The sequence below is a fragment of the Pseudomonas sp. MF08875 genome (assembly GCF_059862525.1).
On sequence record NZ_JCBCUW010000053.1, the window covers coordinates 23,376 to 35,944 of the forward strand.

General features: G+C 53.0%; 13 protein-coding genes and 3 pseudogenes. 2 read left to right on the forward strand and 14 right to left on the reverse strand.

What is annotated here, in order from left to right:
- Positions 1-29 precede the first annotated feature (29 nt).
- The 8 genes from AC19YT_RS23910 to AC19YT_RS23945 all read right to left on the reverse strand — a co-directional run bounded on the left by AC19YT_RS23910 (position 30) and on the right by AC19YT_RS23945 (position 7,540).
- Positions 30-515 (reverse strand): hypothetical protein, encoded by a 486-nt coding sequence (locus tag AC19YT_RS23910; RefSeq protein ID WP_060765506.1) that lies wholly within the window; start codon positions 513-515, stop codon positions 30-32.
- A gap of 144 nt (positions 516-659) precedes the next feature.
- A complete protein-coding gene (locus tag AC19YT_RS23915; protein ID WP_016974335.1) occupies positions 660-1,019 on the reverse strand; it encodes a histone-like nucleoid-structuring protein, MvaT/MvaU family in 360 nt (119 codons plus the stop codon).
- A gap of 187 nt (positions 1,020-1,206) precedes the next feature.
- Positions 1,207-1,830 carry a hypothetical protein gene (locus tag AC19YT_RS23920; protein ID WP_500611131.1) on the reverse strand — a complete coding sequence of 208 codons (624 nt, stop codon included), beginning with the start codon at positions 1,828-1,830 and terminating at the stop codon, positions 1,207-1,209.
- A gap of 65 nt (positions 1,831-1,895) precedes the next feature.
- A complete protein-coding gene (locus AC19YT_RS23925; RefSeq protein WP_060765509.1) occupies positions 1,896-2,879 on the reverse strand; it encodes a ParB/RepB/Spo0J family partition protein in 984 nt (327 codons plus the stop codon).
- A 966-nt stretch (positions 2,880-3,845) separates the two neighbouring features.
- Positions 3,846-4,151 carry a hypothetical protein gene (locus AC19YT_RS23930; RefSeq protein WP_011600727.1) on the reverse strand — a complete coding sequence of 102 codons (306 nt, stop codon included), beginning with the start codon at positions 4,149-4,151 and terminating at the stop codon, positions 3,846-3,848.
- 394 nt (positions 4,152-4,545) lie between these two features.
- Complete coding sequence (locus AC19YT_RS23935; protein WP_060765510.1) at positions 4,546-5,562, reverse strand: ParB/RepB/Spo0J family partition protein; 1,017 nt, start codon at positions 5,560-5,562, stop codon at positions 4,546-4,548.
- A 155-nt stretch (positions 5,563-5,717) separates the two neighbouring features.
- Complete coding sequence (locus tag AC19YT_RS23940) at positions 5,718-6,851, reverse strand: ParA family protein (RefSeq protein ID WP_011600725.1); 1,134 nt, start codon at positions 6,849-6,851, stop codon at positions 5,718-5,720.
- Positions 6,852-7,060: 209 nt separating this feature from the next.
- A complete protein-coding gene (locus AC19YT_RS23945; RefSeq protein WP_011154371.1) occupies positions 7,061-7,540 on the reverse strand; it encodes a hypothetical protein in 480 nt (159 codons plus the stop codon).
- Positions 7,541-8,565: 1,025 nt separating this feature from the next.
- Here AC19YT_RS23945 and AC19YT_RS23950 point away from each other — a divergent pair.
- Positions 8,566-9,432 (forward strand): replication initiation protein, encoded by an 867-nt coding sequence (locus tag AC19YT_RS23950; RefSeq protein WP_011154372.1) that lies wholly within the window; start codon positions 8,566-8,568, stop codon positions 9,430-9,432.
- Between the two features lie 169 nt (positions 9,433-9,601).
- Here the strand turns inward: AC19YT_RS23950 and AC19YT_RS23955 are convergent, their stop codons facing one another.
- Both AC19YT_RS23955 and AC19YT_RS23960 read right to left on the reverse strand, forming a co-directional pair.
- A complete protein-coding gene (locus AC19YT_RS23955) occupies positions 9,602-9,943 on the reverse strand; it encodes a hypothetical protein (protein WP_016502326.1) in 342 nt (113 codons plus the stop codon).
- A 100-nt stretch (positions 9,944-10,043) separates the two neighbouring features.
- A complete protein-coding gene (locus AC19YT_RS23960) occupies positions 10,044-10,364 on the reverse strand; it encodes a hypothetical protein (protein ID WP_028622368.1) in 321 nt (106 codons plus the stop codon).
- A gap of 147 nt (positions 10,365-10,511) precedes the next feature.
- On the opposite strand from AC19YT_RS23960, the gene AC19YT_RS23965 reads away from it, so the two are divergent.
- A complete protein-coding gene (locus tag AC19YT_RS23965) occupies positions 10,512-11,138 on the forward strand; it encodes a DEAD/DEAH box helicase family protein (RefSeq protein WP_192909175.1) in 627 nt (208 codons plus the stop codon).
- Here AC19YT_RS23965 and AC19YT_RS23970 read toward each other — a convergent pair.
- The 4 genes and pseudogenes from AC19YT_RS23970 to AC19YT_RS23985 all read right to left on the reverse strand — a co-directional run.
- Positions 11,095-11,409, reverse strand: a pseudogene (locus AC19YT_RS23970) (Tn3 family transposase); the annotation flags it as partial. The gene AC19YT_RS23965 and the pseudogene AC19YT_RS23970 overlap by 44 nt on opposite strands.
- Positions 11,410-11,442: 33 nt before the next feature.
- A pseudogene (locus AC19YT_RS23975) lies at positions 11,443-11,705 on the reverse strand (Tn3 family transposase); the annotation flags it as partial.
- Positions 11,706-11,725: 20 nt separating this feature from the next.
- Entirely contained in the window at positions 11,726-12,184 is a 459-nt protein-coding gene (locus AC19YT_RS23980) for a methyl-accepting chemotaxis protein (protein WP_275941885.1), read from the reverse strand.
- Positions 12,185-12,301: 117 nt separating this feature from the next.
- Positions 12,302-12,469 (reverse strand): annotated as a pseudogene (locus AC19YT_RS23985) (PAS domain-containing protein); the annotation flags it as partial.
- Between the last annotated feature and the right edge of the window lie 100 nt (positions 12,470-12,569).

A 12,569-nucleotide genomic window follows, 5' to 3' on the forward strand; every position in this document is an offset into this window, starting at 1 on the left:
GCTCCGCAAAGAGCGCCCGAGTAACCAATTTAGTCGCTGGCCTGGCCGAAAGAGGTGCCTCGGATATTGTTGGCCTCGTCGCAGATCCGAGCCACCTCCAGCATCGCTTTCAGCGCTCGCTCCTCCGTCTCCCTCGTGGCGAATGCAATCATGAACCCATGCAGCAGGCCGGCGAGCATTGCACCACTGTCCGCAACGTTACGGTTCCCTGCCACGGCGGAAAATTGCTCCAGGAGGGGAGCAGGTGCCTTCAGAAGAAATTCCTGGCCGAGGGATTTTCCGATACTTGCCGCATGGACACACTGGTGAGCCAAGGCTTCTTCAGGCGACATCGGGGTACCGTCATAATGCTCGAATGACGCCTTTACATGGTTGCGACCGTGCATGCCGGCGGCGATGCTTTCAGCTCCCTGACGGATCTTCTCAACTGCAATACTGGCTATGCTGAAGTCCGTTTGCGCTTCATCCATAACCGCGGCCAACAGGCGTTCATCGACGTTTTCAGTGCTATCCATTTGATCCTCCGTTGATAGTTATTTACCTCCATTTCAAGTTCTCATTCAATTGAAAAAACCCAAGCTCCCGGTGGCCAAACCGAGCTCACAAAAAAGGCCGGGATCACCGGCCTTTTATTCTGGAAGATCAGCGGAAGCGCAAACTCACTGGGTTCGCCATGTCTCGACTACATCAGCGCCATGCTCTTGCTTCCACTCCTTGAGCGTTTTGTGGTTGCCGCCCTTGGTCTCAACGAGCTCACCCGTGTTGGGGTTGCGGTAGATCTTGACTGCTCGTTGCGCACGAGGTTTGCCAGGCTGATGGGTAATCTGCTTTCGATAGTCCGGGTCAAGAATCGCGATGATGTCACGCAGGCTCTTGCCATACTCAGACATCAAGGCCCGCAGCTTTTTCTCGAACTCCATCTCTTTCAAAAGGGCTTCATTTCCGCTCAGCTTCTCCAGTCGGTCCTGAAGCTCCTTGATGGCTTCCTCTGTGGCTCGGTACTCGGTGATGAGGGACATCTTGTCTCCTTGGTTTGGGTTTCATGGCCCTGAGCCGTGACGGGGCGCGCCAGGTTTGCTAGGGCTGCTGGTTAGATCATGCCTGCCGATGCAAGGAATGCATAGCCTGCAAGGTATCCGGCGCAAGGCCAGAAGGCGTAAAACTGGATATTGGCGAACAGTTTCTTGTTCATGGCGTCCAGGAGGGCTAAGCCTCCTCCTCCAAACGGTTGATTTCGGCAATTACGCCCTGGATGTTTTCGATCGCAATTTCGGCGGCTTTCCGGGCCTTGCCGAACAGTGATTCCTTTTCAAGCAGGGAGTCGAGGCGGTTGTTCTCGCGCCGGAGCTGCTTAGCAATGGCATCAAAGTCTTCACCCTCGGGAGGTTTCTTGCCCTGGAGCTTGAGTTCCATGGCTTCGGACTGCTTTAACATCAGATCGCGAACAACGGTACGCTGAGTCGCGCTTTGCTCGTCGAAGCCATTGATGCTTTCGAAAACCTTCACGGCTGCTTTCACACTGGACAAGGCTTTGGTGCCTACTTCGGACTTCCCTGCCTTGGTTTGAGTGGCTGCCTGTTGAGTGTTCACGCCAGGTGCAACATCGCTGCTCGAGGGAGCGCTGTTACCACCAGCCTGGACGCCGCCGGCCTCGGCTGTCTTCTCTTCGATACAACCTTCAGTCATCTGATGAGAAACACTCGCCGCACCCTCCAGGGCCTCGTTCGTAGCATCTGCATCATCAGCGGAAGGGATGGACGCGGAGCCACCCTCGCCACCGAAGAGGTTCGGGCCAAAATCCATTACGGTGTCGTCCTGAGGTGTTTGCATGTGGGGTACTCTTTTTCTGTTCGGGCTTTAACCTATGAAATCACCCTTCCAGAAAATCCCAACCCTCACGTCTCCTCAGCATATCGGGCCTGCATTTTTGCCTTCACCCGATTCTCCAGCCTCTTTGCTACATCCACAACAAAGGCAAGGAACTGAAGATCGAGGCCTTCTTCAACCTCATTCATGATGTCGTCGGCAACGCCCTCAGCTTCTCGACCAAATTGCATTCCGGCATCAGCCATTTCGAACAGTAGCTGAGCCGCTGGCTTTCTCTCCGAGGTATAGAAAACGTCCGACTCTTGCTCAATCGCGGCTATTTGGTTAGCCGGCGCATCCTGTGCTGAATCAGCATCTTCATCATCGTCAAGCGGCACTGGCGGAGGCAGGGAACCGTTTTTTTCTGAGGGCGGAAGTGGCTTATTGGTCAATGCAGGTTTCGATCTGCCCTCCTCCCTCATGTCCTTCGCGGCCTTACGAATAGCCTTAGGCCCACGGCTACACAACTCTTGCTGTGCTTCTTTCCCCAGCTTAGCCACCTGTTCAGCTGCGGATACGCTCACTTCGCCGGACTTGACAGCATCCAGCAGCTCTTGGGCACCGTCCCGCACAACCTTGCACGCAGAAGACACAGAGCGCGGACTGATACCCAGGACTTTGGCTGCCTCCTCAATAGCCATTTTGGCGGCTTCCAGCTCCTGCCCGGCGGCCTTCTCCAGGTCAACAGTGATAGCGCTACTCCCGCGCAGTGAGGACAGCTCGGCAGCGATCAAAGCCCGTTGTGCCACGGTGAGCTGCCGTCGATAGAGGTTCAGAGAGAGGACATAACCCAGGGCATCATCTCCTGTGTATTCCTCTGTTTGGGGTTCGATCAGCAGATCCTTGCAAACGCGGTATCGGTTGCGCCCGTCAAGGATCTTTCCTTCATGGAGAACGATCGGGGCACGCTGTCCGTTGGTATCGATATCTTCAAGCAGGGCTTCGTAGTCATCACCAATGATTAGCGGAAATAGCTGAGCGTAATCGTGAAACTCCAAATCATAGCTTTGCATAAGCAGCTTCTCGTTCCATGTTCATCTAGGAACGATAAGTCGAATACATACATAAATGACGCTTTTTCAGGTCGTTTTTGCGTCTGAATTTGCGATCATTTTGCTGACCTGTCGTCGATATTCACGCAAAAAAAACCCTGCCGTTTAAGCAGGGGTTGTGATCTATAGAAGCCCAGGACAATAAATCTAAATCAATATTAAATCTTCTCTTGAAGTTGGCTTATTAATTCCTCGAGAGCTTCTTGATCTGGTTTTGTGTCAACGAATCTAAGCGACTTGTCTGAAAGGACTTCCATGACACCCCATTTCAATTCATGTAAATCCTGGCCCGGCTCCGGTGGCGTCTCCCAGTAGGGAAAGCTTCTGACTACATGAGGCGGCATCTTTGTGATCATGGCTGAATCTCGGTATTTTCTGTCAAGGCAAAGGCTGCATGCTAATCAGTGTATAAATATACAGTTCTGCACCACCACACAAAAAACGGCGTCAAAAGTTCGTCATCTTTTCAGCTCGTAAACTGGTTGCAGAACGGCAACACCTATAAAAAAGTTGTCTCATAGCACAGCATAAGCTAGGGCCATGTCTACAGCAAACATTAGGCCATCACTGACCATTTAAGGCGTGATAAGTTTCATTAATTTGATGCTTTTTGAGTTTTTTGACCGCCGTAAGCTCGATCCCTTCCTACAGAAGGAAAGTGGGCTGGCTGAGGTTGAAGCATAGGTTATCGCGGAGATCTATGTAGATCATTTCCCGTCCGGAGCCTGGGACAGCGCGTGGACAGCCTCCCTTGGAGCTTCTGTGCTAGGCCTGCGGCTCTCGGCCTACTCTCCGTGCGTACTCAAGCAACCAGAGTAGCGAATGAGCTGGGCGGTCAATTGCGATTCGTGCAAAGGGATGCGCTTGTGAGCTTCCTGGATATCGATTTCAAGCGCCTCGACATCAGAGCATGGCATCGGCCTCAGTTCATTCACACTCACTCACTGACACCTTCGGCCTTAGCCAGCCTTGCCTGCGCACCTCCCCCATCGCCGCTTCCAGCTCAGGAATCGAGGAGATGTCGCAAGACACCGTTGGCTTTTTTCCTTTGCGGTCAGTGGGCAACTGCAATATGACCTGCTCAGGATCGCTTAGAGAGACCTGGAATTTTATGCTCGGGAGCCCGCTGAAGATGATGCTCGCCTTCGTTAGGTTCAACTCAGCTGAAGCCTGCCGCACCTCACCTTCGTGCTCATACGCCAGCGAGATACGGTGTTTGGTTGAATTGCTCATAGATAACCCCTGGCGCTTGGTCTGCGCAAATTTGCGTGACGCTTAATGCTTTGTTTTGAGCCCGCGCCTCGCCGCGGATGAACCGATCTTCGCTGCTCAACATGTGAATCCGCGCGGGGGCTGAACACTTCAGCCAGTGCTCTGAAATCACTGAAAACAGCTCGATACGGCTTAGGCCGAGCAAATGCTCAGGCTCAATCTTTGGCAGCTGTGCGAGAGCGGTGAATCGTGTCTGCGGTTGCACCACTCTGAGTTCTGGTTGCGCGACTGCGGTTGCCATATATCCCTATCTCGAAGTCTGAAAAACCATATTCTGTCATGGCACTTCGCCTTCGTGTTCACGTTTTCTAACCAGTTTCGCGTCTGAAATCATTCATTACAATATAATTGATAATCATTCGCTTGTGATCAGGGAGCGATCTATGGTCTTCAAAAAGGCCTCAAATTGTTCAGCCAGCCGCTTCGCGTCGACAGTTTTCTCGCATCGAAGCTCGACCTTTTTCCCATCTACACGAACCTTGCCTATCCCACTGATCTCTTTGTCGGTGAACTTGCTCGGCGTTTTCTGCTGATCACGCGAGGCAACCTCCTTCGCTAACCACCGCAGAGCATGTTCCTGCGTCCATTGATGATCGCGCATAGAGGTAACTGCTTGCAGAAGCAACGCCGGCTCGGTACGACTGAATTCAATGAAGTCTTTTGCCCATTTCCCACCGATAAGCCCTGGATTCGTGTCGAGTATCGCTCGAACCTCCTCTGGCAGATCCATTAGGAGAAGGCATCTGCTAACTATCGAATGGTTGACCCCTACTCTGCGCGCCAGAGCACGAATCGAACTTTCTTCCCGAGCTCGCATAATCGCGGCATAGGAACGACCGCGCTCATACTCGGTTAGAGCTTCCTGTCCCTCGTTGTCGGTCAAGGCCAGGATCTTCGCCATTGCATCCGTAACGGAGCGAACATAGGCGGTGACGGTTTCTCTGCCCAGCAGCTTGTGAGCACGCCAACGACGCTCGCCGCCGATCAGCTCATACGCTCCTTCCCCTATAGGACGAACCGTCAACGGCTTTACCAGCCCAACAGAGGCGATTGAGTTCGCCAGATCCTCAATAGCAGCCTCGCTGAAGGTCAGGCGAGGCTGAAAGGGAGATACCCGAATCGACTCGACCTTTACTTCAGCGAGGACGCCGCTGTCACTTGCGGCAAGAGATTCATCGTTATGGCCTGGCGTTGGAGCTGCAACCGGGGTTGGAACTGGAGCGCTGTCCTCCTGTTCCGCCCGTTGCGCTGCGAGCATGTCTGCAACGGAAACCCTGAGATTCGGCTCAGCAATTTCCGCTGGCGGGCGAACCCCGGTGACCCAAAGAGGGGGGGTCTTTTTTTGACCTGGGTAATCCTCCGACTTGGCCATACTTCCTCCGAAACCTAGTGGTGGTGCTCCGAGCACCACTCATATTCTCAAGTTATAAGTGGTGCTCCGAGCACCACCATTTTCTGAATTCGCTGAGTGGTGCTCCGAGCACCACTCAAATCTAACGGCTCTGGTGCTCCGAGCACCACCTCAAATCACTGAGCGGCCAGATCGCGTATTCGTTTCAACGCCTCACCGAAAACACTGCGCATCGAGTCAATAGTCTTGGAAGAGGCACCTTTCCAGACCAGCAGGGGAACGCCTTGATCAAGCGCTTTACCGTAATCCTCGGAGTAATAGAGTTTTTCTTCAGATACCCGACCAGGGAAAAGATCGTTCAGGACGACCAGGTTGTTGAGGATGCGTTTGCGGTTGCGGATGAACATCGTAGGGATAGCGAGCACTCCTGGAGAGCGGCGATATGCTTTCGCAAATCGAACCATCCAGTCGTTTAGCCGCATCAGCGCCCTGAATGAAAACTTATCCATCCGTACAGGGCAGAGCACAAAGTCGCTGGCAACAATGGAGTTCTTGGTGAGCCTGGAGGCGGTAGGCGCATTGTCGAACAGAATCACATCATAAGAGGAGATATCGACACCTGGGATTTCTCCGCTACGCGCCCGCTCAAGCCACCCTGCATACCAGAAGTCCATATTGTTTTCGGCATCGAGTGCCACGGCCAGATCTTCCAGATATGCATCGGCAGGAATCAGGTGTGGCCCGTTCTCACCGAATGGCTTCTTGACGACTTCCTCGAAAGTCATCGGATCAAAGCATCTCACCCGGAGATCGGGACTCAGGAGGCTGCCAAAATGGCCGGCGACATAGCGATCGGCTGGTATTCCCATCGCCTCGAGATCTGATAGTGCGAGATCTGGATCGTAGCCAAACACGCTGGACGAATCGCCCTGAGGATCGTTATCAACGCAAAGCACCCTCAGACCTGCAAGCTGAAGGAATACAGCAAAGTTGACTGAGGTTGTCGTCTTCCCGGTACCGCCTTTCTGCACGAACGTTGAGATAACAATCTGCCGAGGCAGTCCCTTTGCGTAGCCTTTCGCTCGGCGAAGCGCAGCGATGTCAAAAATATCGCGAAGCGTATAAGCCCTTGAGGTGACAGTTCCTCGCGGAACCCGGCGAATCTCGATGCCGTTTTCGTCTTCAATATCTTTGAGGCGACGGGTGGTAAGGCCGAAGCAGTCGGCCGCGAACTGGGGGGGATAGAGGAGGGCGTCGAAGTCGGTGTAGTTGACCGTTTCTTCTTCAAACTGCTCGCTTGACTGCTGCATGACAATCCCTGCATTTGCTGAATACAGGGGGATGATAATACGTAACGCCATATTTTCAAGGCTAAATCATGGTACGGGCCTTTTTTCCGCTGCTTATCCCGAACTGATGACTAGGTATCCTGCCGATCAGTTCGGGTTTATTGCTGTTTTTTATGGTTTGAAGCGAACTGGTTTTTGTGTGGAAAGAGGAGGGCTGTTCTGTGATTTGGTTAGGCGTACTGTTTTTGAGCTTGGGTACGTGCGCGTTTGAAGTCGGCGCTGATGTAATTGACAGTGAATTGGGTGTCCAGGGGATGCGATTCGACAACCACCTCGGTTGAGCCAGACAAGAAAGTCACGTTCTCAAAGCCAAGGCTGGATTCATCAGTGCTGATTTGCAGCTGGCTCCTCAAGCCATTCAGCACCTCCTCCAAGTGGAGCTTGTCAGCTTTTACCGTAGCGACATCCAGGACCCCTTCAGCGTTGAACGCCAGCTGAATGTCAGTGACACCCTCGAGGTTGACCTCCCACTCTGAAAGGTTAAGTACCGGCCCGCCGGTGTAGGAAGTACCAATCTTGTCGATGATGGTGTAGTGCTGCTGGACGTCTACGATCGTCGTAACGCCTACAGCTAGGCTTACCGGCTCCGGCGCTATAGCAGCCATGCTGAGCAGATAAGCTGCGACGCCCGCGAAAGCGGCAGTATTCATTGGGTTCCTCCAGGTCGTGTTCGGTTGGGATCATTTTCTCCTCGCCGACCTGGTGGGTGTGCTGCTTTCGAACCGAATTGTCGTCGGAAAAACGGCCCTCGGATTCTGAGTCTGCTTTTGGCTTTGGATTTGGCCTTTGCTTCTCAACCTTCAGAAAAATCAGCTTTCCAGTTTTAAAAGCCTTTTAATTGTTTTTCTCTTGTTGTTCTCTTGTTTTTAGAAGGCTGGAGCCCTTGTGCCACGGGGCCTCCAGAGGACTATCGACTACAAATTACGGCATTGCGACTACAGATTCCGGCTTTGCGACTATGGATTACGGCTGATGCGACTACAGATTCCGGCTGTGACGACTACAGATTCCGGCCGTTATCCACAGGCCAGATGAAGGGCCTGGGCTGCGTCTAACGACTACAGATTCCGGCTGTTGGGTTGTGCACGTAGCACGAGTTTGAGTTTTTATGGCTCGATTTCAAGCCATTTTGTGCTCTGAATTTGCCAGCTTGGCCTTTGCCTACGGCAAAAACTCTGTAAGTCGTTGTTTTTAAATGATATTTATAATTATTCGACGTTTCTTTGACGTTTCTTGATGTTTTGCCCCACTTCTGCTTGGAATCGCCAATAAATAGTCTTTTCTGTCCTCGCCTAAGCCTATCGACTACAGATTACGGCTGCTATAGCAGCCATTTGCTCGATACGACTACAGATTACGGCTATGCCTGGACGGCCATTGCCCGTAGCAGTGCCACCCAATTCTTTGCTATCGACTACAGATTACGGCTGCGGATCGAAGGTGCCGCGCACCATCGACTACAGATTCCGGCTGTTGTACGGGGTGGACGGAAGCCTATCGACTACAAATTACGGCTGCTATCTATCGACTACAGATTCATGCGATGCCGAGCCAAGTGAACAGGCGGTGATCTGCGGGGCCCGTGGTTACTGGGGGCGAGGGATTAAAAAATTCCTGGGTATCGACTACAGGGGAAACTCTCTGTAGGGTTTCGTTACTAATCGTAGGGCCAGTTATGTCCAATTTACCCAAACCTACCAAGCCGGAACCTAAGCCGCTCCGGGTCACGAAATCCAATACGCTGATTACCGCATCGTACCGGCTGACTCTCAACGAGCAGCGATTGATCCTCGCGGCTATTAGCAAGCTCGATCCAAGAAGGCCCATGCCGAAAAAGGTGTCAGTGTCGGCCGTGGACTATTCGGATATCTACGGCGTCCAGCTCAGGCATGCCTATGAGCAGATGAAAGTGGCAGCTGATGAGCTATACGAGCGCGATATCAAGACCTTTGACGGGTCTGGAATGGAGCGAAAGCGGTGGGTTGATCGGGCCAAATATCTGGATGGTGAAGGTCGCGTTGAATTGTCGTTCACCATCCATGTCATGCCCTATCTCACGATGCTGTACAGCAAAGTGACCAGCTATGATCTACGGCGCGTTGCCTGCCTGGACTCAAGCCATTCGTTCCGGCTATTCGAGATGCTGATGCAGTTTCGGAAGACTGGATGGGCCTACATCGAGGTTGAAGCCTTGCGGGTCGCCCTTGGCTTGTCGGATGCCTATCAACGATTCAACAACCTTCGCCAGAGAGTCATAGATCCGGCAGTTGAGGAGCTGAAGACTAAGAGCAATCTGGATGTCAGCTACGAGTTGAGGAGGGAAGGGCGGAAGGTGATCGCAATCAAGTTCACCTTCTGTGACCTCGCACAGCTCCCGCTTAATCTGGAACTTGACCCTGAAGATCTTCCCCCGCTTCCTGAGTATGACCCTGCCGAAGAAAGCGAATGGCTGATCACGAAGCCTTTGGGTGAGTTGGCTGAAGCACAAGAAGCCGGTCTGCTGTTCGCTGTTTCGGCAGAGGAAGGAGAGCAACCAGATTAGCTTGCGTCGTCATCTGACGACCGTTTGTGCCTTTGTGAGCAGTGTCGCCGGTGCCGGTTTTTTCCGCTTAGGTATTCGAATCGTCATTTGCCGTCCTTTTGGTGCCACTTCCACAAAAAACCCGCCTTAATGGCGGGTTTTTCTTGGCCCGGTCTGGGGCGCGCAGCGCTCAGTAATTAGGTACAAGCGTGAAGAGGCTTCGCCGCCATTGGCATACATCCTCGCCTGATGCTCGGCCTGCATTTTTGAGCGCGTCGAAGACGCTCAGGGCAAACGACATTGCAGCCTGGTCGTCTTCGTGGAGGTCGACAATCACAACCGGAAACTGGTCGCCGTCATCAGCATCAGGTGTTGCTATGGCGACTGTCTGAATCCCCCAGGTGATGCCGTCATCGTAAGGTTCTACAACAAATCGCTTGAGCCGGCGAATCATGCCGTCACGAATCATCTGAATCAGATCGGTGCATACCGGCTCCGATTGGCGCTGCTGGAAAAGTTGGATGGCTGTCATAAGCTACGGCTCCCTTGATCTGCATTCATCCTGCCAGCAGTCCCGTAAATCCCAAACGGAATTCCCCTGGCTTTGTTCGGCATCGGATTGGCGGCGAACCCTAGCATTCTTTTTTCCCTTGGTTGGGCGTGCCATTCCCCGCGGGTGGTGGCGGAAGTTCAACAAGGGAGGGAGTGGCTACGCAAAATGCTGTTTGCATGCCAGAAACATCGCCGTCCCAACACTCGCATTCGGCATCCCAAGCTTCTCGATCAAAGTGGAAGATTGTCCCAAGATCAACAGCCCCATCCAGGGTGGCGTATGCCCCACTCAAGGTTCCGTTGATCAGCACCGCGTAGCAATCGTCGCCGATTTGCAATGCTTTCCCTGGATTGGCTTCAAGAAGGCGCTGATAGGAAGCAAGGGTCTCGTTGTAAGTCATGGTTGCTGCTCTGATTCCGGGTGTGAGAAGACATTGCCACCTCTCCAGGAATACCCAAATCCTTTAGAGGGCAGAGCTAGCAGCCCCCGCTTGGGTTTGTGCGTGGCTATGCAACCATGGAGGCATATCAGAACGGAGATCCAAGGGATGAACTTCACCCACGAACAGGGGCCAGCGATTAACTCGTTGGCCCGTATCGTCAAGCTGGTGGCTTTTGCTGGAACAGGGAAGACCACCACGCTTGTTGGCTATGCCAAGGCTCGGCCTCAATGCCGTCTGCTCTACCTCTGCTACAACAAAAGCGTCGAGATTGCTGCCAAGCAAAAGTTTCCGCCGAACGTGACGTGCAAAACAGCCCACGGCTTGGCTTATGCGTCGATCGGATCGAAGTACAGACACAAGCTCACGAGCAACCTGCGCCTGACCGACATCGCAAGAATTATCGGCTCACAGAACTGGGAATTGGTGCGCAGCGTGCAAGAGACGCTGAACAATTATTTGGCCAGCGCGGATGACGACATCGAGCTATGTCACTGCCCCGTCAACAAGCTCAAAACGGAGCGAATGAAGCGCGCCGCCGGAAGCATCGTAGAGGGAGCCAGGCAGCTTTGGTTGCAAATGTGCGACATCCAAAACGAGGCTGCGAATATCACTCACGACGGCTATCTCAAGCTTTGGGCACTCTCGAAACCAAATCTGGGGTTGTACGCCGGAATCCCAGAAATTTCCGTCAGCCCAGCTCCAGTCCCGCCACGAGCGCATCCAGGTCGATGAACTTGCCGTCAGTCTGGAAGGTGTAATGCCCGTTCAGCAGGATGTGCCGCCAGGCCGCTGGCGACATCTGCGTGATCAACGCCAGCGCCTTGGCATTGCCAGCTGCCTCGTACTTCGTCAGCAGCAGGGACAGGATCGCCGAGTTGTAGAAGATGATCGCGTTGCCGATCAGCCTGGCGCACTGGTTGCTGATCTCGATTTCGATGTCGGTGCGGCCGGTCAATTCCTTCTTCCCACCGACTTGGGCGATGGTCGAGCGTAGCTGGTGATAGGGGAGCCCGCAGAATTCGGAAAAAATCGTACGCTAAGGTTTTCCGGGCAATCGTAGCGGCCTGAACTTCCCGATCTCCAGCCTGCGGCTCTGCCGCCAGACGTAATCGCCAGTCAGGTTGATGTGCTCCCAGCCCAGCGGCAATAGGTATTGCAGCAGCTCGCCGCCCACCGACTTGCCAGCCTCGACCAGCCCCAAGTGATGCACTCCAGATACATCGTGTTCCATAGCACGATGGCCGTCACCAAGTTTGGGCTTCTGGCTCTGTAGCGCTGCGGCTCGAAGTTCCGATCCTGATTTTGCCTAAAACTGGACACTAGCTATTGTCTTTGAACAACGTCGATACGGTACGGGCAACATGGTCTGCACCGTCACTGATTTCACGCATAATAGTTGTTACAGTTGCGATCTGATCGTTGTTTTCTTCGGCGCTTCTAGCGATGCTGTTCATATCTATATTCAGTTGCTGAGTAAGCTTTCCGTTAGCAGTTACCACATTCTGGATTTCCACGGTGGCACTGCTAGTTCGAGCTGCCAACTGACGAACCTCGTCGGCTACTACAGCAAAGCCTCGGCCCATTTCACCCGCTCGGGCAGCTTCAATTGCGGCGTTAAGTGCTAGTAAGTTAGTTTGTTCTGCCACGCCTTGGATGATGGTAACAATTTTCTCGATATCTTTAGCCTGAGCATTTAGCTGTGTAATCGAAATAACCGCACCGTTTATTAAATTAAATGTACCCTGAGATAGTTCAATTGAACTAGCAAGGGACTCCATGCCCCGCACGGAAATTTGAGATGTCTCCTCGGCGGTGGTGAAGGAAAGCTCTGCGGCCTGACGGATTTCATCAGCCTTATGCTTCTGCGAGCTGACGTCGGTGGCAAATTTTAACACTTTCACAACCTGGCCGGCTTCATCAATGACGGGGTTGTAGGTGGCCTCAAGATAGATGGTCTCTCCCGATGCGGTCTTGCGCTCAAATTGCCCGCTTAAAAAAGTTCCTCCCTTTAAACTCTGCCAAAAATTTGGATTTTCTTGCCTGAATTCATAGAATAAGCGCAACGCTTGAAACGAGAGGCAGAGAGCCAGCCACCGGTAGAATCCAGGCTCTCACACCGAAGGATTCAAGCGCAGATGACTACGCATTACCGGCAGCTGACTC

Bases quoted from the DNA above. Each gene is read 5' to 3' on its own strand.
- AC19YT_RS23910 (WP_060765506.1), bottom strand. From the start codon at position 515: ATGGATAGCACTGAAAACGTCGATGAACGCCTGTTGGCCGCGGTTATG.
- AC19YT_RS23915 (WP_016974335.1), bottom strand. From the start codon at position 1,019: ATGTCCCTCATCACCGAGTACCGAGCCACAGAGGAAGCCATCAAGGAG.
- AC19YT_RS23920 (WP_500611131.1), bottom strand. From the start codon at position 1,830: ATGCAAACACCTCAGGACGACACCGTAATGGATTTTGGCCCGAACCTC.
- AC19YT_RS23925 (WP_060765509.1), bottom strand. From the start codon at position 2,879: ATGCAAAGCTATGATTTGGAGTTTCACGATTACGCTCAGCTATTTCCG.
- AC19YT_RS23930 (WP_011600727.1), bottom strand. From the start codon at position 4,151: ATGAGCAATTCAACCAAACACCGTATCTCGCTGGCGTATGAGCACGAA.
- AC19YT_RS23935 (WP_060765510.1), bottom strand. From the start codon at position 5,562: ATGGCCAAGTCGGAGGATTACCCAGGTCAAAAAAAGACCCCCCCTCTT.
- AC19YT_RS23940 (WP_011600725.1), bottom strand. From the start codon at position 6,851: ATGCAGCAGTCAAGCGAGCAGTTTGAAGAAGAAACGGTCAACTACACC.
- AC19YT_RS23945 (WP_011154371.1), bottom strand. From the start codon at position 7,540: ATGAATACTGCCGCTTTCGCGGGCGTCGCAGCTTATCTGCTCAGCATG.
- AC19YT_RS23950 (WP_011154372.1), top strand. From the start codon at position 8,566: ATGTCCAATTTACCCAAACCTACCAAGCCGGAACCTAAGCCGCTCCGG.
- AC19YT_RS23955 (WP_016502326.1), bottom strand. From the start codon at position 9,943: ATGACAGCCATCCAACTTTTCCAGCAGCGCCAATCGGAGCCGGTATGC.
- AC19YT_RS23960 (WP_028622368.1), bottom strand. From the start codon at position 10,364: ATGACTTACAACGAGACCCTTGCTTCCTATCAGCGCCTTCTTGAAGCC.
- AC19YT_RS23965 (WP_192909175.1), top strand. From the start codon at position 10,512: ATGAACTTCACCCACGAACAGGGGCCAGCGATTAACTCGTTGGCCCGT.
- AC19YT_RS23980 (WP_275941885.1), bottom strand. From the start codon at position 12,184: ATGGAGTCCCTTGCTAGTTCAATTGAACTATCTCAGGGTACATTTAAT.